This is a genomic window from Streptomyces sp. NPDC017448, from assembly GCF_044330565.1.
Lineage (GTDB): Bacteria > Actinomycetota > Actinomycetes > Streptomycetales > Streptomycetaceae > Streptomyces.
This window is the reverse complement of sequence record NZ_JBIRLM010000010.1, coordinates 57159-76705: the sequence shown is the minus strand read 5'-3', so window position 1 is coordinate 76705 and position 19547 is coordinate 57159. Positions and strand designations below refer to the sequence as shown.

At 73.9% G+C, this 19547-nt stretch carries 18 protein-coding genes and 1 pseudogene; 12 read left to right on the top strand and 7 right to left on the bottom strand.

Annotated features, from left to right (window positions below; translation table 11 throughout):
- Positions 1-238: 238 nt before the first annotated feature.
- Positions 239-1018 (bottom strand): S1 family peptidase, encoded by a 780-nt coding sequence (locus tag ACH4K1_RS18315; protein ID WP_398090324.1) that lies wholly within the window; start codon positions 1016-1018, stop codon positions 239-241.
- 948 nt (positions 1019-1966) lie between these two features.
- Here ACH4K1_RS18315 and ACH4K1_RS18310 point away from each other — a divergent pair.
- The 6 genes from ACH4K1_RS18310 to ACH4K1_RS18285 all read left to right on the top strand — a co-directional run bounded on the left by ACH4K1_RS18310 (position 1967) and on the right by ACH4K1_RS18285 (position 7986).
- Entirely contained in the window at positions 1967-2947 is a 981-nt protein-coding gene (locus ACH4K1_RS18310) for an acyl-ACP desaturase (protein ID WP_398090323.1), read from the top strand.
- On the top strand, positions 2944-4581 hold the full coding sequence (locus tag ACH4K1_RS18305) for an MFS transporter (RefSeq protein ID WP_398090322.1): 1638 nt from the start codon (positions 2944-2946) through the stop codon (positions 4579-4581). The genes ACH4K1_RS18310 and ACH4K1_RS18305 overlap by 4 nt, the downstream gene beginning before the upstream one ends.
- Positions 4582-4646: 65 nt before the next feature.
- Complete coding sequence (locus ACH4K1_RS18300; protein WP_398090321.1) at positions 4647-4919, top strand: acyl carrier protein; 273 nt, start codon at positions 4647-4649, stop codon at positions 4917-4919.
- Positions 4916-6139, top strand: coding sequence for a beta-ketoacyl-[acyl-carrier-protein] synthase family protein (locus ACH4K1_RS18295; protein WP_398090320.1), 1224 nt, complete (start codon positions 4916-4918; stop codon positions 6137-6139). Before ACH4K1_RS18300 ends, ACH4K1_RS18295 begins: the two co-directional genes overlap by 4 nt.
- 144 nt (positions 6140-6283) lie before the next feature.
- On the top strand, positions 6284-7210 hold the full coding sequence (locus ACH4K1_RS18290; protein ID WP_398090319.1) for an acyl-ACP desaturase: 927 nt from the start codon (positions 6284-6286) through the stop codon (positions 7208-7210).
- Positions 7210-7986 carry a GDSL-type esterase/lipase family protein gene (locus ACH4K1_RS18285; RefSeq protein ID WP_398090318.1) on the top strand — a complete coding sequence of 259 codons (777 nt, stop codon included), beginning with the start codon at positions 7210-7212 and terminating at the stop codon, positions 7984-7986. The genes ACH4K1_RS18290 and ACH4K1_RS18285 overlap by 1 nt, the downstream gene beginning before the upstream one ends.
- Positions 7987-8229: 243 nt before the next feature.
- Here the strand turns inward: ACH4K1_RS18285 and ACH4K1_RS18280 are convergent, their stop codons facing one another.
- Complete coding sequence (locus ACH4K1_RS18280; protein WP_398090317.1) at positions 8230-9687, bottom strand: dihydrolipoyl dehydrogenase family protein; 1458 nt, start codon at positions 9685-9687, stop codon at positions 8230-8232.
- Between the two features lie 122 nt (positions 9688-9809).
- Between ACH4K1_RS18280 and trxA the strand changes: the two genes are divergently transcribed.
- Positions 9810-10208 carry a thioredoxin gene (trxA, locus tag ACH4K1_RS18275; RefSeq protein WP_073770740.1) on the top strand — a complete coding sequence of 133 codons (399 nt, stop codon included), beginning with the start codon at positions 9810-9812 and terminating at the stop codon, positions 10206-10208.
- Between the two features lie 182 nt (positions 10209-10390).
- Here trxA and ACH4K1_RS18270 read toward each other — a convergent pair whose 3' ends face one another.
- Together ACH4K1_RS18270 and ACH4K1_RS18265 are read right to left on the bottom strand one after the other, a co-directional pair.
- On the bottom strand, positions 10391-10666 hold the full coding sequence (locus tag ACH4K1_RS18270) for a hypothetical protein (RefSeq protein ID WP_398090316.1): 276 nt from the start codon (positions 10664-10666) through the stop codon (positions 10391-10393).
- A gap of 55 nt (positions 10667-10721) precedes the next feature.
- Complete coding sequence (locus ACH4K1_RS18265) at positions 10722-11744, bottom strand: LacI family DNA-binding transcriptional regulator (protein ID WP_228993861.1); 1023 nt, start codon at positions 11742-11744, stop codon at positions 10722-10724.
- Positions 11745-11889: 145 nt separating this feature from the next.
- On the opposite strand from ACH4K1_RS18265, the gene ACH4K1_RS18260 reads away from it, so the two are divergent.
- A complete protein-coding gene (locus ACH4K1_RS18260; RefSeq protein ID WP_398090315.1) occupies positions 11890-12357 on the top strand; it encodes a type II toxin-antitoxin system PemK/MazF family toxin in 468 nt (155 codons plus the stop codon).
- Positions 12358-12436: 79 nt separating this feature from the next.
- On the opposite strand, the gene ACH4K1_RS18255 is transcribed toward ACH4K1_RS18260, so the two are convergent.
- Complete coding sequence (locus ACH4K1_RS18255; protein ID WP_398090314.1) at positions 12437-13258, bottom strand: TIGR02452 family protein; 822 nt, start codon at positions 13256-13258, stop codon at positions 12437-12439.
- A 146-nt stretch (positions 13259-13404) separates the two neighbouring features.
- Between ACH4K1_RS18255 and egtA the strand changes: the two genes are divergently transcribed.
- Genes egtA through egtD form a run of 4 tightly spaced genes read left to right on the top strand, consistent with a single transcriptional unit; the run spans position 13405 to position 17889 of the window.
- Entirely contained in the window at positions 13405-14757 is a 1353-nt protein-coding gene (gene egtA / locus ACH4K1_RS18250; protein ID WP_398090313.1) for an ergothioneine biosynthesis glutamate--cysteine ligase EgtA, read from the top strand.
- Positions 14754-16175, top strand: a complete 1422-nt coding sequence (egtB, locus tag ACH4K1_RS18245) for an ergothioneine biosynthesis protein EgtB (protein WP_398090312.1) — start codon at positions 14754-14756, stop codon at positions 16173-16175. The genes egtA and egtB overlap by 4 nt, the downstream gene beginning before the upstream one ends.
- Positions 16175-16930 carry an ergothioneine biosynthesis protein EgtC gene (gene egtC, locus ACH4K1_RS18240; protein ID WP_398090311.1) on the top strand — a complete coding sequence of 252 codons (756 nt, stop codon included), beginning with the start codon at positions 16175-16177 and terminating at the stop codon, positions 16928-16930. The genes egtB and egtC overlap by 1 nt, the downstream gene beginning before the upstream one ends.
- Positions 16927-17889 (top strand): L-histidine N(alpha)-methyltransferase, encoded by a 963-nt coding sequence (egtD, locus tag ACH4K1_RS18235; RefSeq protein ID WP_398090310.1) that lies wholly within the window; start codon positions 16927-16929, stop codon positions 17887-17889. Before egtC ends, egtD begins: the two co-directional genes overlap by 4 nt.
- Here egtD and ACH4K1_RS18230 read toward each other — a convergent pair.
- Positions 17832-18712, bottom strand: a pseudogene (locus tag ACH4K1_RS18230) (lysophospholipid acyltransferase family protein). The gene egtD and the pseudogene ACH4K1_RS18230 overlap by 58 nt on opposite strands.
- Positions 18709-19527 carry a GNAT family N-acetyltransferase gene (locus ACH4K1_RS18225; protein WP_398090309.1) on the bottom strand — a complete coding sequence of 273 codons (819 nt, stop codon included), beginning with the start codon at positions 19525-19527 and terminating at the stop codon, positions 18709-18711. Before ACH4K1_RS18225 ends, ACH4K1_RS18230 begins: the two are co-directional and overlap by 4 nt.
- Between the last annotated feature and the right edge of the window lie 20 nt (positions 19528-19547).

Here is a 19547-nt window from a genome sequence, read left to right as displayed (position 1 = left end):
TCGGCCTGCGGCCCAGAGGGCGCAAGGCCGTGCGACGGTTTCGCGGCGTGGCCCCGGCGGCCTGGCGACGTCTCGGCGCACGGTCCCGGAGAGCGGGCGGCGGGTACGGCGGCGCCGGTTCCCCGAGCTGGGCCGGGACGGTCCGGAGACGGGTCTGGGGGCTCCCGTCCGTACGGGAGCCCCCAGGGGGTGGATCAGCCCTGATCACCCGAGGGCGACCGGGCGGTGGTGCGCGGCCTCAGAGCGTGCCGGCTGCCGAGGCGATGGCGGAGGCGAAGGTCGAGACCTCGGTGTAGACGCCCGGGTAGCCGGGCCGCGCGCAGCCGTAGCCCCAGCTGACGATGCCGACCTGGATCCACGCACCGGCGTTGTCCCTGCGGAACATCGGGCCGCCGGAGTCGCCCTGGCAGGTGTCGACGCCGCCGGTGTCGGGGTACCCGGCGCAGATCTCCTCACTGGCCACGAGCTCGCTGCCGTAGGCGGAGCGGCAGTCGGCGTCGGAGACGAACGGGACGTTGGCCTTGAGCAGGTAGCGCTGCTGGCTGCCGCCCTCGCGGTTGGCGCCCCAGCCCGCGACGGTGAACGTGCCCTGGTTGTAGGCGGTGGTGGTGGCGATCTTCAGCGTGGGCTGGTTGATGGGCTGGGCGAGCTTGATCAGCGCCCAGTCCTTGCCGGTGCCGTTGTAGCCGGGGGCCTGGAGGACCTTGGTGGAGCGGACCTTGATCGCGCTGGACGACTGGAGGTCGACGACGCCGCCGGTGACGGTGATCGAGGTGTTGTTGCCCGATCCGCTCACGCAGTGGGCGGCGGTGAGGACGATGTCCTTGGCGTACAGGGCGCCGCCGCAGCCCATGGAGAGCCGGACCATGAAGGGGAACTCGCCCTGGGCGGCGCGGGTTCCGCCGACGACGGGGTTGGGGGCGGCCGAGGCCGTGACGGGCTGGAGGCCGACGACCGCGATGGCGGCGGTGGCGACGACGACGGAGCATCTCTTCAGCGCACGCAGGAGTTGCTTCACGGACTGCCTTCTTTCGTGGGGGCTGTGGGAACCACGACAGGGGCGCGACGACATTATGGTCATGCACCCGTCAAAGCGTTCCGATTGTCGGGAACGGGTGACCGCCGACACAAGGCACACTTTTCGGCCAACCCCGTACGCGGCCGCCCCTGCCCCGGCACACCCGTCCGGCACCCGCACCCGGCGCTCCCCCCGCCGCGCCGGTCCGCGGCGGGACTCCGTCGAGGGCGGAGGCCCTCGCGGGGGGCGGACGTACGGGACGGGGCGTCCACGACGACGGCGCCGCGCGGACGGGACAGCGGTGGGCATCGATGCCGTCGGGGCCGTGCACCCCTCCGCCGGTGGCGGCGAAGGGCACGTCAAGGCGCTCGGGGCCCGCCGCGGGCTCGGGGACGCGGGCGGGCGGGTTCCCCGGGGCGTCCGGCTCCCCCTGCCCCACCGCCTCGTCCCGATGGCCGGGGAGGGCGGGCCGCATTCCTCCCGCTCCGGTCCGGGCCCCCGCCTCCGACGTACGGAGGGGGCGTCCGGACTGCGAGCGGCACCCTACCGCCGAGGCGCCTTCGCGGCGCCTGATGGTCGCGCGGGCCCGCTACGGTCGCCCCGGTCCGTCCGGTGAACTGCCGGCAGCCGCCGACTCCGGGACGCGCCCCGCCGGAGGGGGACCGGGCCGCCCGGCATCGGCGACGGCCCCGGGATGCCGGGTCCGGCCCGGGTACCACGACGAGGTCACCGGCCTGGAGCAGGCCACCACCGGCCACGCGGACCGGGGCGGACACTCCGAGTCGGCTCGGCCCGCGTCCCCTGCGGGGCGGGCTCGCCGGCCCGGCCATGGGGCGGAGAGTGCAGGGAGCCGGATGGCCGGCCACCGGGGCCGACACACGACGGATGCACCCATACAGGTGAAAGGGGATTTGCCACTCGATTACCAGCGCGGAACGATCTCGCCTCGTGAAGAGATCGAAGCGGGACGATGCGAGTCTGATCGCCGAACTGGAGCCGCTCGCGGCCGGGTTGCTGGACCGTCATATCGCTGCGGCGCGGGAGTGGTTTCCCCATCAGTACGTGCCGTGGAGCGTCGGTCGGAACTTCGAGGGCCCGTTGGAGGGCGAACCGTGGCAGGAGGACCAGTCACGGCTGGACCCCGCGGCACGTTCGGCCCTGGTCATGAATCTCCTGACCGAGGACAACCTGCCCGGCTACCACCACGCCCTGGCGGTGAACTCGACCCGCGAGGGAGCGTGGGGGGAATGGCTCAACCGGTGGACCGCGGAGGAGGACCGGCACGCCTCCTCCATCCGCGGCTACCTCCACGCGACACGCGCTGTGGATCCCGTCGCCCTGGAGCGGGCCCGAATGGCACAGGTCAGCACCGGCTTCGAGTCCCCGGCCACCGGATGCCTGAGCGGAATGGCATACGTGGCGCTGCAGGAACTCGCGACCCGGGTCAGCCACCGCAACACCGGCCGCTTCAGCGGTGACCCGGTGTGCGAACGGCTGATGGCGCGGATCGCGCAGGACGAGAACCTGCACATGGTCTTCTACCGCGAAGTGCTGCGCGCCGCTCTCGCGATCGTCCCGGACCAGGTCCTGGTGGCGGTGGAGGAGAACGTGCGGGCGTTCCGGATGCCCGGCCACGCGATGCCGGGCTTCGCTCCGATGGCAGCCCAGATCGCCGTCGCCGGCGTGTACGACCTGCGCATCCACCATGACGACGTCCTGATCCCGCTCCTGCGCAACCTCAAGATCTTCGACCTCGAAGGGCTCGGCCCCCAGGGCGAACAGGCACGCGACAGCCTGGCCTCCCACCTTGAACGACTCGACGCCCGGGCCGGGCTTTTCGTCGAACGCCGAGCCCAGGTACTGGCCGCTCGTCAGCGCCGCGGCCATGAGGACCGGCCGTCGGCCCCGGCCGCGCCGGTGTCCGGGTGAGCGGACTGACCGGCCCCGGCGCGGAGCCGCCCGCCCCGCCGACCGGCTCCCCTTCCGCACAGGAGACAGGCGAAGCGTCCCGCCGGCGGGCTTGGGCGAGCACCGCTGTGGTGTGCGCCGCCCTGTTCCTTCTGGGGCTGGACTTCACCGTCCTGAACGTCGCCGTCCCCGCGCTCCAGGAAGATCTGGGTCCTTCCATGGCCCAGACGCAGTGGATCGTCGACGGGTACGCCCTTGTCCTGGGCGGTTGTGTCCTGGCCACCGGCATCCTGGGTGACACCTACGGTCGTCGGCGTGCGTTCGTCACCGGACTGGTCGTGTGCGCGCTCGCGTCGGTGCTCGGCGCGCGGGCCGACGCGGTGGAACAGGTGATCGTCGCGCGCTGCGGCATGGGGCTGGGCGCCGCGCTGTTCATGCCCGCGACGCTGGCGACGATCGTCCACGTCTTCCCCGACGACGCGGAGCGCCGGCGGGCGATCTCGCTGTGGGCGGCCGTCGCGGGCATCGGCGCGCTCGCCGGTCCTCTCGCCGGTGGTTGGCTGGTGGAGCACGCCACGTGGCGTGCCGTGTTCTGGATCAACGTCCCCCTCGCCCTGGTCCTGGCCACTGTGGCCCTGCGGATGGTTCCCGAGTCCCGCGACGTACGGCCGGGCAGACTCGACTGGCAGGGCGCCGTCCTGTCGTGTGCCGGGCTCTCGGCCTTGGTCTGGGCGGTCATCGAAGCACCCGGCCGCGGCTGGACCAGTACGACGGTCCTGGGGGCCTTCGCGGTGGCGGGGGTGCTGCTGGGACTGTTCACCGCCTGGGAGGTCCGCACCGACAGGCCGATGGTTCCGCCTCCGCTCTTCAAACGAGGTCCGGTGGGGCCGGCCTGCGTCGCTCTCGCGGCGATGTCGTTCTGCGGCATGGGCGCCATGTTCATCCTCACCCTCTACCTGCAGCAGGTACGCGGGCACAGCCCCTGGGAAGCGGGAGTACGTACGATCCCGCTGTCGCTCGCCCTGGCGGTCGGCGCCGCTTTCGCGCCTGCACTGCTCAGCCGCTTCGGCGCACGCGTGCCGGTATCGACCGGTCTGCTGCTGGTCGCAGGCGGGTTCGCCGTCATGGCCCGCCTGGAGACCGGGTCGGGCTACACCCATGTCCTGGCTTTCGAGGCCCTGGTGGGGGTGGGCAGCGGGTTGGTGGCACCGGTGGCGACCGAACTCGTGCTGACCGCGGTACCCGCGGCGAAGTCCGGCCTCGGCTCGGCCCTCAACGACGCCACCCGGCAGGTCGGCTCCACCCTGGGGGTCGCGGTCCTGGGCTCGGTCCTGGCCACCGTCTTCACCGCGCGGATCGAAGACCGCCTCCAGGCCCACCCGGCCGCGCAGATCCTGCTCCACGACCAGGAGGACCGGGACCTGCTGACGCGCGCCGGTCACCCGGGTACGGGCACCGGGTCCGTCCTGGTCCAGGAGATCGGTGCGGCGTTCGTCCACGGTATGGCGACCGCGGCGGTCGTGGGCGCGGGCGCAGCGCTGCTGGCCGCCGCCCTGTCGTGGCGCAAGCTGCCGGCTTCCGATCGCCCACCGGCCTGCCCGCCCCGGACCGCCGCCCGACCAGCCGAACCGGTTGACGCCGGACCTCTCCCTTGACCGAACCCCCCTGCCCGACCAGCGCCCCTGACGCGCGGATTCCCACCACTGCGAAGGTTTTGCCGATGACCACGACCTATCAGATCATCACCGACTGCCTCATCCAGGACTTCGAAGTCCCGGCCGACCGCATCGCCCCCCACGCCACTCTGGACCAACTCGATCTCGACAGCCTCTCCCTCGTCGAACTCTCCCTGATCGTCGAAGAACGACTCGGCCTGGCCGCCGCCGACATCCGCCAGGACATCACCCTCGCCGAACTCGCCGCCCTCGCCGAATCGGCCACAGCCGGTCAGGCCGCCACCCTGCCCGCTGCCGTCCCCGGTGGGCAGCTGTGAGCAGCCCACCGATCGCCGTCACCGGCCTGGGGATGGTGACACCCGCCGGAATGGGCACGGCCGCTACCTGGGAGCACATGTGCACCGGCGTCCCGACCGCCACCAGTGATCCCGAACTCACCGGCCTCGCCGTGGACTTCTCCTGTCGGGTGCGCGACCTCGATGGTCGCCGGCGCCTGGGCGGCCGCATGTACATGCGCCTGGACCGTTTCGGCCAGATGGCCGTCATCGCCGCACGTGAGGCCGTCACCCACGCGTCCTTGGACTCCAAGGACTGGGACGCCTCCCGGGTCGGCGTCGTCCTGGGGGTGGGAGCGAACAGCCTGAGCACCTACCCGGTGGAATTCGGGCGCCTCCGGGACGGCCGCACGGACAAGGTCTCCCCCTTCGCCCTGCCCCGCAGCGTGCCGAACATGGTGGCCGGCGCGGTCAGCCTGGATCTGGGAGCCAAAGGTCCCAGCTTCACCACCAGCAGTGCCTGCGCCTCCGGCACCACCGCCCTGGCCGTCGCCTGCGACCTGCTGCGCAGCGGCGCCTGCGACATCGTGATCAGCGGAGGCAGCGAGAGCGCGAATTCCGTCATGTGCTCGGTGACATTCGGGCAGATGCAGGCCCTGTCGAAACGCTGCCACGACCCGGCCGGCGCCTCACGCCCCTTCGACGCAGACCGCGACGGCTTCGTCCTGGGCGAAGGGGCGGGCATCCTCGTCCTGGAGCGCACCGGCCACGCCCGAGCCCGCGGCGCCCGTACTCTCGCCTACGTGGCGGGCCAGGCATCCTCCTGCGACGCCTATCACTACACCTCCCCCGATCCCCAAGGCAACGGGCTCGCCCAGGCGGTCCGCTCGGCGCTGGCAGACGCAGACCTGGCTCCCCGTGACATCGGCCATGTCAATGCCCACGGCACCTCCACCGAGCTCAACGACAAGACCGAGGCCCAGGCGCTGCACCAGGTCTTCCGCCCCCCGCCGCCGGTCACCGCCAACAAGAGCGTCATCGGACACTCCATGGGTGCGGCCGGTGCCATCGAAGCCGCACTGACCGTCCTCACACTCCAGCACCAGCTGATCCCACCCACTGCCAACCTCGACCGCATGGACCCCGTCATCGACCTCGACGTCGTCACCAAGCTCCCGCGCCCCGTGCGGATCGACGCCGCCCTCACCGTCTCCAGCGGCTTCGGCGGGCAGAACGCGGCCCTCGTCCTCGCCCGAGCCTGAACCACCGGCGTGCCGCTCCGACCTCATGGTCGCGAACGCCGCACCGCGAGCCCTCTCCGGAGCACGCACCGCTCCTCGACGAGGGGGGCGGCGCCCGCACCACCGCCTGCTCCGGATTGGCCGGAACTCCGAAAGGGTCCTCTCGTGCCGAAACACTCCACAGACTGGTTCGCCGAAGTGGAACCGGTGGTGGCAGACCTGCTCGACCGCCATCTGTCGATGGCCCAGGAGTGGTTTCCCCACCAGTACGTCCCCTGGAGCCGCGGCCAGGACTACGACGGTCCACTCGAAGGCGTGTCCTGGCAGGACGCGCAGTCGGCGCTCAGTCCCGTAGCGAAGTCAGCGCTCGTCCTGAGCGTCCTGACCGAGGAGAACCTCCCCGTCTACCACCACAGGCTCGCGGCCGACGCCCCGCGAGACAACGCCTGGGAGGAATGGCTTCACCGCTGGACCGCCGAAGAGGACCGGCACAGCACGGTGATGCTCTCCTACATCCACACCACGCGCGCGGTGGACCCCGTCGCCCTGGAACGCGCCCGCATGCGGTACATGTCCACACCGCCTCGCCCCGGCGACCTGCCTTCCGACCCGCTGCACGGTCTCGCCTACGTGATGATCCAGGAGCTGGCCACCCGGGTCGCACACCGCAACACCGGCCTGCACTGCGGCGAAAGCGTATGCGCTCGGCTCTTCGCCCGCGTGGCGCAGGACGAGAACCTCCACATGGTCTTCTACCGGGACCTCTACGCCGCCCTCCTCGACCTCGTTCCCGACCAGGCCATGGCCGGCCTGTGGCGAGCCGTGAAGGAGTTCCGCATGCCCGGCCAGACGATTCCGGGATTCGCCGAGATGAACGCCCGCATCGCCCTGGCCGGGTGGTACGACCTGGAGATCTTCCACAACGACGTCCTCACGCCCCTCATCAAGGCCCTGCGCGTCCGCGAGCGCACCGACCTCGGCGCTCGAGGAGAACAGAGCCGCGCCGAACTCCTCACCCATACCGAACGCCTCCACCGGACGTCCATCCGCTTCCGGGAACGGCGCCCTGCCGCCCTGGGACAGGAACGCTGATGCGCCGCCCCCGAGAACTCCGTCGGCTGGCCGGCGCCACGCGACGGATCGCCGCAGACCTCATCGCCCGCGCACTCGTGAGCAACGGATTCCGTCCCCACCGGCACACGACGTTCCCCATCGCCGACGGAACCTACGGAAGTCATGGGGGCCCAGGGCTCTCCCTGCTCGTCCTGGGCGACTCCATCGCGGCTTCCCTCGGTACCTCCACGGTCGACGAGACTCTCGGCGCCCAGTGCGCCGCCGCCCTCAGCCGGGCCGCCGGCCGCCCCGTGCGCCTGCGGGTTCTGGCGCGGCCCGGCACCACCACCGGGAGGATGAAGTACCAGGTCCGCAAGGCCCTCCGTCACCCTCACCCGCCGGGAATCGCCTTGATCATCGTCGGCAGCAACGACATCGTCGCCGGCATCCCCCTCAGGCTCGCTGCGAAGAACCTCGCCCACCACGTCGCACGACTCCGCCGGGCCGGCTGGCACGTCCTGGTCGGAACCTGTTGGGACGTGGGCCACGTACCAGCCGTCCGCCACTGGCTACGCACCCCCCTCTCCCGCCGCAGCCGACGCCTCGAACACCTCCAGACCGCAGCGGCCCGACGAGCCGGAGCCGTCGCCGTCCCCCTCCGGGATCCCCGGCACAGCACACAACCGGAACTCTTCGCCGTCGACCGCATCCACCCCTCCGCCCGCGGTCACGCCCTCCACCTCCAAGCCCTCACAGGCGCCCTCACCGACACCACGATGGTGCTGAGCGACTTCGACCACATCCCTCGCGCCTGACCCGCTGTGGCCGGGCGGCACGGTGGTGACACCTCCCGCGGTGCGTGTGGTCGACGTCCGCCCGGCCGGCGGAGCACAGGAGCGGCGCATGCGTCCTGGTCATGATCCTGCACGTGTCATGGCAACCGGAGGGACGACCACCCCGGCCGCGCACGACCACGACCGCACCGGAACCCGCGAGAGGGTCCGGATCCTCCAGCCCCCGTCGAGGCCGCTTCGGCGGTGTGCGCACAACGGCGGTTCCTACCCTCGATACGTCTCCAGCAGCCGCAGCCACACCTCGCTGATGGTCGGGTACGCCGGGACCGCGTGCCACAGGCGGGCGATGGGGACCTCGCCCGCGACGGCGATCGTCGCGGAGTGCAGGAGCTCGCCGACGCCCGGGCCGACGAAGGTGACGCCGAGCAGGACCTCCCGGTCCAGGTCCACGACCATACGGGCGCGGCCCCGGTAGCCGTCGGCGTAGAGGCCGGCCCCGGCGACCGAGGCGAGGTCGTAGTCGACGGCGCGTACGCGGTGGCCGGCGCGTTCGGCCTCGGCGAGGGTGAGGCCCACCGAGGCGGCCTCGGGGTCGGTGAAGACGACCTGGGGGACGGCTGCGTGGTCGGCGGTGGCCGCGTGGGGGCCCCAGGGGGCCGAGTCCACCGGGGCCTGCCGGGCGCGTGCGGCGATCGCCGCACCGGCGACGCGGGCCTGGTACTTGCCCTGGTGGGTCAGCAGGGCCCGGTGGTTGACGTCCCCGACCGCGTACAGCCAGTCCGTGCCCTCGACGCGGCAGCTGTCGTCCACGGTGAGCCAGGCGCCGGGTTCGAGGCCGACCGTCTCCAGGCCCAGGTCGTCGGTGCGCGGGGCCCGGCCGGTGGCGAAGAGGATCTCGTCGGCCTCGACGTGGTCGCCGTCGTCCAGCTCGACGGTGACCGGGCCGTCCGGGTCGGGACGGCGTACGGCGGTGGCGGAGACGCCCGTCCGGATGCGGGCCCCGGCCTCCCGGAGCGCGTCGGCGACCAGCTCGCCCGCGAAGGGCTCCATCCTCGGGAGCAGGCCGTCGCCCCGGACCAGCAGGGTCACCTCGGAGCCGAGCCCCTGCCAGGCGGTCGCCATCTCCACGCCCACCACTCCCCCGCCGACGACGACGAGCCGCCCGGGGGCCCGCTCGGCGCCGGTGGCCTCGCGGCTGGTCCAGGGGCGGGCCTCCTCGACGCCCGGGAGGTCGGGGACGACGGCGCGGGTGCCGGTGCAGACGGCGACCGCGTGGCGGGCGGTGAGCCGGTGCTCCGTGCCGTCCGGGGCGGTGACGGCGACCTCCCGGGGGCCGGCGAGCCGACCCGTGCCCCGGAAGACGTCCGCTCCGATCCCGTCCAGCCAGGCGACCTGGCCGTCGTCCTTCCAGTGGCTCGTCTCCTCGTCCCGGTGGGCGAGGACGGCGCCGGTGTCGAGGGGGCCCTGCACGGCGGCGCTCAGCCCGGGGGTCCGGCGGGCGTCCGCACGGGCGACGACGGGGCGCAGGAGCGCCTTGCTCGGCATGCACGCCCAGTAGGAGCATTCGCCGCCGACCAGTTCCGATTCCACGACCGCGGCGGTGAGCCCGGCGGCGCGGGCCCGGTCCGCCACGTTCTCTCCCACCGGGCCGGCCCCGACGACCACGACGTCGTAGGACGTGTTCGCGCCGGTCTTTCCTGCGTCAGCCAAGGAATCAGTCATGGGAACAGTGTCCTCGGGGGTGTGCGGCCCGGCCACATGGGCAGGCGGAATAGCTCAAGTGCAGTCACCGTTGTGCCGGACAGGACCGTCAGGATCCACCGGCAGAGGAAGAGGTACCCCGCATGAGCACCGTCGAGCTCACCAAGGAAAACTTCGATCAGGTCGTCACCGACAACGATTTCGTCCTGATCGACTTCTGGGCTTCCTGGTGCGGCCCCTGCCGGCAGTTCGCGCCGGTCTACGACTCGGCGTCCGAGCGCCACCCCGACCTGGTCTTCGCCAAGGTCGACACCGAGGCGCAGCAGGAGCTGGCGGCGGCGTTCGAGATCCGCTCCATCCCGACGCTGATGATCGTCCGCGACAACGTGGCGGTGTTCTCGCAGCCCGGCGCGCTGCCCGAGGCGGCTCTGGAGGATGTCATCGGACAGGCCCGGAACCTGGACATGGACGAGGTCCGCAAGTCCGTGGAGGAGCAGAAGCGGGCCGCCGAGGCGGGCCAGGGGCAGCCGGAGACCCCGTAGCCGCCCGTCCCGCGCGCAACACAGCCCGGGGGCCCCGACCGGCGCGCCGTGTCCACAGTGGACGACACCGTGGACCCGGTGCGCGGTCGGGGCCTTCGTCGTGTCCGGGCCGCACGGGGCGCGGCGCCCGGGCCTCCGTCGTGTCCGGGACCGGGCCGGGGAGGGTCGCGACGGCGGCGGCGTCACCGGGAGGCCGGGCGTCCGCCGTCCGCCTCGGCGACCCGGACCGACATGCCGTAGTCCAGTTCCTCGCCGTCGATGAGCACGGCCTCCACCGTGCGCGTCGCCGGGTCGATGTCCGCCTCCATGCCCTCACCGGCGTACCGGGGGTAGCCCGAAGCCCCGGTCTCCCCGGTGGCGGCGACCACCGCGGACCGGAGCGGCCGGCCGGGGGCGCCCGACCGCGTCCGGCTGTGGTCGGGGATCAGGAGCAGTTCGTAACTCTGCGGATGGCTCATGCCTCCGACGCTAGACACCCGCCCCGTACGGCGCACGTCGTCGCGTCGGAGGCGGTCAACTGGATTCGCGGTGGACGGCGCTGGTGCGCAACAGGTCGTGGTGGACCGGCGGCCCGCCCGGGTGCTGGACCATGCGGTCGATCGTCTCGGCCAGCGGCTGCGGCATGGCGAGCTCCATGCGGACGGTGCTCAGCCGGGGGCGCAGCAGTTTCGCGATCAGGGAGTCGTCCGCGCCGATCATCGCCGTGTCGGCGGGCACCGCCACCCCCGCGTCCTGGAGGGCCCGCATGAGCAGCATGGCGTACTCGTCGTTGTACGCGAACACCGCGTCCAGCCCCAGCTCCGGCCAGCGGGCGGCCAGCCGTTGCGCCGACTCCTCCTCGTACCGCAGCGGGAGCGGGCGTATGCGGGCCCCCGCCGCTTCGGCCGCCCGCCGCGCGCCGGCGAGGCGGATCTCGGAGAAGGCCTCCCGGGACGGTTCCTGGGGCATGACCACGCCGATGTGGCGGCGGCCCCGGGCCAGCAGGTGTTCCACCGCGCTGCTGCCGACCCGGCGCTGGTCCATGACCAGGCCGTGCGCTCCGGCCACCGGATCGGGGCCCAGGGTGATCACGGCCTTGGCGCCGGAGCGGGTCAGGATGCCGGTGCCGTGCGGGGTGAGGGCGATGCCCGGCGGTACGACGACGGCGACGGGCCGCAGTTCGGCCCAGGCGGTGGCCGCCTCGTCGGCGGTGAGGCCGACGCTGCCGTACTGGACGACGGTGTAGTCCAGTCGGCGCAGCCCCGACTGGAGTTCCTCGAAGAAGTACTGGTGCAGCGGTCCCGCCGGTATGTGGCCGGAGGGCAGCAGGACCATGCGGCTGTGTCCGGCGCGCAGGCTGCGGGCGGCCGCGTGCGGAACGTAGCCGAGTTGGAGGGCGGCCTCCCTGACCCGGCGCCGGGTGGGATCGCTGATCCGGACCGTGGCGTTGTTGTTCAGTACGTACGACACGGTGGCCCTGGACACTCCGGCGAGGCGCGCGACGTCGGCGCTGGTCGGAACGGATACTTCGGCGGGCTGTCTGGGTAACTGGCTCATGGCTCCGGGCAGTCTTCCAGACCCGTGGGAGCGGGTTTCGGCCCGGGTGCGGCAGGTCCGGTCACGGTGGCCGGAAGGCCGCCCCGCCACCTCGGCCCGACGCCCCGCTCCCGGCGCCGGACGGTCGGGGTCCTACGGTGTTGCGATGACGTTCCACGACCATGCCTACCGTTCCGACAACCCCTTTGACGTGCCCGGCAGCAGCGGCCCGACCGCCACGGCGCAGGCCGATCCCGACGACGTGGGTCCGGTGCGCACGTCCTACGCCCCCGATCGCGACGGCGACCCCGACCCCGGCGAGATCGTCTGGACCTGGGTGCCCTACGAGGAGGAGGACGGGCGCGGGAAGGACCGGCCGGTGCTCGTCGTGGCGCGCGAGGAGGCGGGCACGCTGCTCGCCGTCCAGCTCTCCAGCAAGCAGCACGACCAGGACCACGAGTGGGTGGCGCTGGGCGCGGGCCCCTGGGACAGCTCGGCGCGGCCGTCCTGGGTCGATCTGGACCGGGTCCTGCGGGTCCACGAGGCCGGGATGCGCCGGGAGGCGTGCGCGCTGGACCGGCAGCGGTTCGAGCGGGTGGCGGGGCGGCTGCGCGAACGGTACGGCTGGAGCTGAGCGAGGGCATCGCCGGGCCCGGCCCCCGGCCCGGCGCGTCCGCTTCCCCCGCCCGGCCCCCGGCGCGTCGGACCCCGGGTCAGGCGAAGATCCGGCCGAAGGCGGTCCGGGCGGGCGAGTCGGGGCCCCGGTCCAGGATCGCGAAGGCGATCTGCTCGAAGTGGCCGGCGAACCGGCCGCCCTCCCCGAGGAGCCCGTGGAAGGCTCCCGCCACCTCGGCCGGATCGTTCTGGAAGACTCCGCAGCCCCAGGCGCCCAGGACGAGCCTGCGGTAGCCCCGTACGGCGGCGACCTCCAGCACCCGTTCGGCGCGGGAGGCCAGGACCGCCGGGATGCGGTGTGCCTCCTCGGGGGCCTGCCGCCGGATCACCCCGGCGTTGGGAGCGGGCGAGGTGAGGAACCCGACGGTGTACGGGGCGTCCAGGAAGCCGCCCCGGTCGTCGCGGAAGACCGGCACCGCGGGCGAGTGGATCACCCGGTCGGTGTAGAAGGCGTCGCGTGCGGCGCGGTGGTGCGCATAGAACTCGGGGGCGCGCAGCAGGGTCGCGTGGAGGGCGGAACCGCGGCACAGGGCCTCTTCCTGGGCCTGCGCGCCGTTGAGGTAGCCGCCGCCGGGGTTGCGGGCCGAGGCGAAGGTGAGGACGGCGATCCGGCCCGGGGCCTCCCCGGCCATCCGGCGGGCGGCGGCCAGGCTGCTCTCGCCGGTGACCTCGAAGCGCGGGGAGCGGTCGGTGTCCAGGGCGGCGACCGGCACCGGCTCCGGGCCGTAGAGCCTGGTTCCGGAGAGCGCGGCGGCCACGGCGCGCTCGATGGACACCTCCTCGCCCGCCGCGTTGCGGTACCGCCCGGCCGCGACGGCCGCTTCCGTCCCGCGCGCGATGCCGCGCAGCCGCGCGCTCACGTGCGCTCCCCCATGTGGTGCATACAGGGCATGCTCCGGGGGAACCCCGTCCGGGCGCAACCGGTTTCCCGTGGCTCAGGGGCACTCTTGTGCGATCTCCGGGTACGGGTTTCGCTGGTAGGTACGCAGCTGCGAAGGAGCCCCTGATGACCGTGGACCACCCCGGCGGGACCGGCTCACACCCGGACGCCGCCCCCCTCGACGAGAGCGGGGCCGAGGATTTACTGCGCGGCATATGTTTCAAGACGGGCCCCCCGCGAACGGTCGGGGTGGAACTCGAATGGCTCATCCACGACCGGGAACGCCCTGAGCTGCCGGTCGGGCGGGAGCGGTTGGACAGCGCCGTCGCGGCGGTGCGGGCGCTGCCGTTGAGCGCGGCGCTGACGTTCGAGCCCGGCGGGCAGCTGGAGCTCAGCTCCCGGCCGGCTGGCTCGCTCATGGAGTGCGTCGAGACCACCGCGGCCGATCTGGCGGCGGTCCGCGCCACGCTCGGCGCGGCCGGGCTCGCGCCGGTCGGGCTCGGCGTGGACCCGTGGCGGCCGCCGCGCCGACTGCTGCGGGAGCCCCGTTACGACGCCATGGAGGCCGCGCTGGACCGCGTGGGCCCGGCCGGGCGGGCGATGATGTGCACCTCCGCTTCGGTCCAGGTCTGCCTGGACGCGGGCGAGGAGGAGCCGGGGCCGCTGGGTCACGGGCGGCGCTGGCGGCTCGCGCACCTGCTGGGCGCGGTGCTGGTGGCGGCGTTCGCGAACTCTCCGTACCGGCGGGGCCGTCGCACCGGCTGGCGCTCCGCCCGGCAGTCGCTCTGGGCCGACCTCGACCCAAGCCGCACGCTCGCCCCGCGCCCCGGCCGCACCCCTCGCGAGGAGTGGGCCGCGCATGTCCTGGACACGACCGTGCTCTGCGTCCGGCGCGACGACGGCCCGTGGGACGTCCCCGAAGGGCTCACCTTCCGCCGGTGGATCCGCACCGGGGCGCCCCGGCCCCCGACACGGGCCGATCTCGACTACCACCTCACCACGCTGTTCCCGCCGGTCCGGCCGCGCGGCCATCTCGAACTGCGCATGATCGACGCGCAGCGCGGCCCCGACGGGTGGGTGGTCCCCCTCGCGGTCGCCACCGCCCTGTTCGACGACCCGGAGGCCGCCGAGTCGGTGTACCGCGCCGTCAAGCCGCTGGCGGAGACGGCGGGGCCGGCGGCGGCCCCGCGCAATCCGCTCTGGACGGCGGCGGCCCGTGAGGGTCTGGCGGACCCGGAGTTGCGGGCCGCGGCCGCCACCTGCTTCGGGGCGGCGCTCCCGGCGCTGGAGCGGATGGGCGCGAGCGACGCGGTGCGCGGAGCGGTGGCCGCTTTCGCCGACCGTTATGTGGCCCGGGGCCGGTGTCCGGCCGACGATCTGCCCGAACCCGGCGCCCTCACCGACCCGGCCCTGCTGACCGAGCCGGCGCTGCTGAACGCACCGGTCCCGCCGCACCCCGGAAAGGCGGCCTCCGCATGACCGAGCACCGCGAAGACCCGGAGAAGCGTACGAGCACCGGACGCGCCGGGCGCTCCGACGGCTACGATCCGGCCCGCTCCCCCGCGTCGGCCGGCTTCCCTCTCGCGCCGGACATCGATCCGGAGGCCCTGCGGCGGCTCGCCTTCGACGCGCTGGTGAGCGCGCGGGAGCGCACCACCCTGCTCACCGACAGCGTGGACGACGGTGAACTGACCGCCCAGCACTCCCCGTTGATGTCGCCGCTGGTCTGGGACCTGGCGCACGTCGGCAACCAGGAGGAGCAGTGGCTGCTGCGGGCGGTGGGCGGGAGGGAGGCGCTGCGACCGGAGATCGACGGCCTGTACGACGCCTTCGAGCACGCGCGCGCCGCGCGTCCCTCGCTGCCGCTGCTGCCCCCCGCCGAGGCCCGGATGTACGCGTCGGACGTGCGGGGGCGGGCGCTGGACCTGCTGGAGGCGGCGCCGCTCCACGAGGGCGGACGCCCGCTGGAACGGGCCGGGTTCGCCTTCGGCATGATCGCCCAGCACGAACAGCAGCACGACGAGACGATGCTGATCACCCATCAGCTGCGTACCGGTCCGGCCGCGCTGACCGCTCCGCCGCCGCCGGGCCCCGCCGGGGGCGGGAAGCTGCCCGACGAGGTCCTGGTCCCCGGGGGGCCGTTCACGATGGGGACCTCCACCGAGCCGTGGGCCCTGGACAACGAACGCCCCGCGCACGTGCGCGAGGTGGCGGCCTTCCACCTGGACGCCTCGCCGGTCTCCTGCGGCGCGTACCTGCGCTTCATCGAGGAGGGCGGGTACCGGGACGAGCGCTGGTGGGCCCCCGAGGGCTGGGCCATGGTCCGTGAACACGGTCTGGAAGCACCGCTGTTCTGGCGGCGCGAGGCGGGCCAGTGGCTGCGCCGGAGGTTCGGGGTGACCGAACCGGTGCCGGACGACGAGCCGGTGCTGCACGTCAGCTGGTACGAGGCCGACGCGTACGCCCGCTGGGCCGGGCGGCGGCTGCCCACGGAGAGCGAGTGGGAGAAGGCCGCCCGGCACGACCCGGTCTCCGGCCGGTCCCGGCGCTACCCGTGGGGCGACGAGGACCCGACCTCGGAGCACGCGAATCTGGGGCAGCGCCATCTGCGTCCGGCGCGGTCGGGGGCGTATCCGCGAGGGCGGGCGCCTTCGGGGGCCGGGCAGCTGATCGGTGACGTGTGGGAGTGGACCGCCAGCGACTTCCTGCCCTACCCGGGGTTCGCGGCGTTCCCCTACCGGGAGTATTCGGAGGTGTTCTTCGGTCCGGGCCACAAGGTGCTGCGCGGCGGTTCGTTCGCCGTGGACCGGGTCGCCTGCCGGGGCACCTTCCGCAACTGGGACCTTCCGGTGCGGCGGCAGATCTTCTCCGGCTTCCGCACCGCGCGGGACGCCTGATGTGCCGTCATATCGCCTATGTGGGCGATCCGGTCGCGCTCGGCGAGGTTCTCCTGCTGCCCGAGTACGCGTTGGTGCGGCAGTCCTGGGAGCCGCGCATGCAGCGCCACGGCACGGTCAACGCGGACGGTTTCGGCGTCGGGTGGTACGCGGACGGCGACCCGGTTCCGGGGCGCTACCGCCGCCGGGGCCCCGTCTGGGGCGACGAGACGTTCACCGATCTGGCCCGGGTGGTCCGCAGCCGTGCGCTGCTCGCGGCCGTACGGGACGCCACCGAGGCGGGCGCGGACGGGGAGGCCGCGGCCGCGCCGTACGCCGCCGGGCGGCTGCTGTTCAGCCACAACGGGGCGGTGAGGGGCTGGCCCGCGTCGCTCTCCGGTCCGGCCGCCGCCCTGCCCGCCGAGCGGCTCCTGTCGCTGGCCGCCCGCAACGACTCGGCGCTGGTATGGGCGCTGATCCGCCACCGGACCGACGCGGGGGACGACGTGCCGGACGCCGTCGCCAAGACCGTCCGCGAGGTCGCGGCCGCCGCCCCCGGGTCCCGGCTGAACCTCCTCGTCACCGACGGCGCCACGATCACGGCGACCGCCTGGGGCGACACCCTCTGGTACCTCACGGTGCCGGGCCGCCGCACCGCGGTCGCCTCGGAGCCGTACGACGACGACCCGCTCTGGCGCGAGGTCCCCGACCGCACCCTGCTGGTCGCGACCCGCACGGACGTCCTGCTCACCCCGCTCAAGGAGCCCACCGCGTGAGTCCTTTCCTGCTGACCCGCACCCTGCCGGAGGACGCGACGGGCGCGGCGCTGCGCGCCGACGTCCTCACCGGTCTGACCCGGCGTCCCAAGTCGCTGCCGCCGAAGTGGTTCTACGACGCCCGCGGCAGCGAGCTGTTCGAGGAGATCACCCGGCTGCCGGAGTACTACCCGACCCGCGCGGAGCGGGAGATCCTGGAGGCCCGCGCCGGGGAGATCGCCGCCGCTTCGGGGGCCCGGACCGTGATCGAGCTGGGCTCGGGGTCCTCGGAGAAGACCCGTCATCTGCTGGACGCGCTCCCCGGGCTGCACAGCTACGTCCCGGTGGACGTGAGCGAGAGCGCGCTGACGGGGGCGGCCGAGTCGCTGCTCGCCGAACGGCCCGGGCTCTCCGTCCACGCGCTGATCGCCGACTTCACCGGTGGTCTGGCCCTGCCGGGGACGCCGGGCCCCCGGCTGGTGGTCTTCCTGGGCGGCACGATCGGCAATCTGCTGCCCGAGGAGCGGGCGGCGTTCCTGCGGTCCGTGCGGGCCCTGCTCTCCCCCGGTGACGCGCTGCTCCTCGGTACGGACCTGGTGAAGGACGAGGAGACGCTGGTGGCCGCGTACGACGACGCGGCCGGGGTGACGGCGGCGTTCAACAAGAACGTGCTGTCCGTCGTCAACCGCGAGTTGGGGGCCGACTTCCCGCTCGGCGACTTCGACCATCGCGCGGTGTGGAACCCGCGGGACCGGTGGATCGAGATGCGGCTGCGGGCCCGGCGCGCGCTGAACGTCAAGATCCGGGAGCTGGACCTCGTGGTGCCGTTCGAGGCCGGTGAGGAACTGCGGACGGAGGTGTCGGCGAAGTTCCGGCAGGAGGACGTCCGCGCGGAGCTGGAGGCCGCCGGTATGCGACTGGCTCAGTGGTGGACGGACGCGGCCGGCCGGTTCGCCCTGTCGCTGGCCACGGCGGTCTGACGGAGCCGGAGGGGCCGCCGGGGCCGAGGACGGCCGCCCGTGCCCTGCGGGCCAGGGCGCGGCGGCCCGCCTCCCGGCTCGCGGGGATCGGCGCGAGGACGTCGAGGCGGGCGGTGAGCCCGGCCGCCCGCACCACCCGCCACAGGGAGGCGGCGAGCGGGTCGGCCCCGACGAACGCGACGGCCCCGGCGGCCGGTCCCGTGGCGTGCCGCGCGGTGCGGTAGGCGACGCGGACCGGCCGGACCGTCGCGCCGGCGTCGATCGCCGCCTGGAACACGGCGGGCCGGAACGCGCCGCCGCCCCGGCCGCACCAGGTGCTGCCTTCGGGGAAGACCACGACCCGGGAGCCGGAGCGCAGGGCGGCGGCGACGGCCCGGACGGCGCCGGGCAGGGCGCGCAGCCGGTCCCGGTCGATGAACAGGGTGCCGCCGAGCGCGGCGAGCGGGCCGAGCAGGGGCCAGCGCCGGATCTCGCTCTTGGCGACCGTCCGGCCGGGCAGCACGGAGGCGATCAGCGGGATGTCGAGCCAGGAGATGTGGTTGGCGACGACGAGTTCGCCGCCCGCGGCCGGGGGCGGGGCGTGGTGCCGGACCGTGACGCGTACGCCGAACGCCCGGACGACGGCGCGCGCCCACCGCCGGGTCAGCCGGGTGCGCGTGCCCGCCCCGAGCAGCCGGACCAGGGGGAGGCACGCCGCCCCGAGGAGGACCAGTCCGCACCCCGACAGCAGCCGCAGGGCGGCGGGCAGCGGGGCGCGCACGGCGCCGGTGTGCCGGGCGCAGCCCTCCGGGGTGCAGGGGGCGACGGGCAGCCAGAGGCTCATCGCAGCGGGGCCAGCGAGAGGAAGTGGCGCAGGTAGCGCGGGTCGGTGCGGCGCATCGAGAGCAGCACGTAGAGGTCGGCGACGTTGAAGTCGGGGTCGTACGCCGGCGCTCCGCAGACCTGGGCCCCGAGCCGGAGGTAGCCGCGCAGCAGCGGCGGGAGGTCGGCCCGGGAGCCTGCCTCCGTGCCGTGCGCGGAGGAGTCCCACAGGCGGTGCGGGGTGACCCGGTGCTCCGGGGGCGCGAGGTGGGACGCGCGTACGGTGTTCCAGCTGCGGGCGGCCCGCGCCCCGCCGTCGGCCAGCGGCAGGGAGCAGCAGCCGGCGAGCCAGGTGTGGCCGGTGCGCTCCATGTAGCGGGCGAGCCCGGCCCAGACCAGGGCGATGACCGCGCCGTCGCGGTGGGCGGGGTGGACGCAGGAGCGGCCGACCTCCACGAGGTCGTCGCGGATCGGGGCGAGCCGGGTCAGGTCGAACTCGCTCTCGGCGTAGAGGCGGCCGGCAAGCCGGGCGCGGTCCGGCGGCAGCAGCCGGTAGGTGGCCACGACCTCTCCGGTGGCGGTCTCCCGGACGAGGAGGTGGTCGCAGTACGCGTCGAACGCGTCGCCGTCCAGGCCGGGTTCGGGCCCCTCCAGCCGGGCGCCGAGCTCGCCGGCGAAGACGAGGTGGCGCAGGCGCTGAGCCGCGCGTACGTCCTCCCGGCCGGTGGCGAGGGAGACCCGGTAGGCGGGCTCCGGGGCGTCGGCGGGACGGGGGGCGGAGGTCGGGGCCGGGACGTGGGAGGGAGCCGGGGTCGGGGCGACGGGCAGCACGGTCATGGCGGTCTCCGATGACGGAA

Excerpts from the sequence above, each read along its gene's own strand:
- ACH4K1_RS18300 (WP_398090321.1), top strand. The coding sequence starts at position 4,647 with ATGACCACGACCTATCAGATCATCACCGACTGCCTCATCCAGGACTTC.
- ACH4K1_RS18285 (WP_398090318.1), top strand. The coding sequence starts at position 7,210 with ATGCGCCGCCCCCGAGAACTCCGTCGGCTGGCCGGCGCCACGCGACGG.
- ACH4K1_RS18280 (WP_398090317.1), bottom strand. The coding sequence starts at position 9,687 with ATGACTGATTCCTTGGCTGACGCAGGAAAGACCGGCGCGAACACGTCC.
- trxA (WP_073770740.1), top strand. The coding sequence starts at position 9,810 with ATGAGCACCGTCGAGCTCACCAAGGAAAACTTCGATCAGGTCGTCACC.
- ACH4K1_RS18270 (WP_398090316.1), bottom strand. The coding sequence starts at position 10,666 with ATGAGCCATCCGCAGAGTTACGAACTGCTCCTGATCCCCGACCACAGC.
- ACH4K1_RS18265 (WP_228993861.1), bottom strand. The coding sequence starts at position 11,744 with ATGAGCCAGTTACCCAGACAGCCCGCCGAAGTATCCGTTCCGACCAGC.
- ACH4K1_RS18260 (WP_398090315.1), top strand. The coding sequence starts at position 11,890 with ATGACGTTCCACGACCATGCCTACCGTTCCGACAACCCCTTTGACGTG.
- egtA (WP_398090313.1), top strand. The coding sequence starts at position 13,405 with ATGACCGTGGACCACCCCGGCGGGACCGGCTCACACCCGGACGCCGCC.
- egtB (WP_398090312.1), top strand. The coding sequence starts at position 14,754 with ATGACCGAGCACCGCGAAGACCCGGAGAAGCGTACGAGCACCGGACGC.
- egtC (WP_398090311.1), top strand. The coding sequence starts at position 16,175 with ATGTGCCGTCATATCGCCTATGTGGGCGATCCGGTCGCGCTCGGCGAG.
- ACH4K1_RS18225 (WP_398090309.1), bottom strand. The coding sequence starts at position 19,527 with ATGACCGTGCTGCCCGTCGCCCCGACCCCGGCTCCCTCCCACGTCCCG.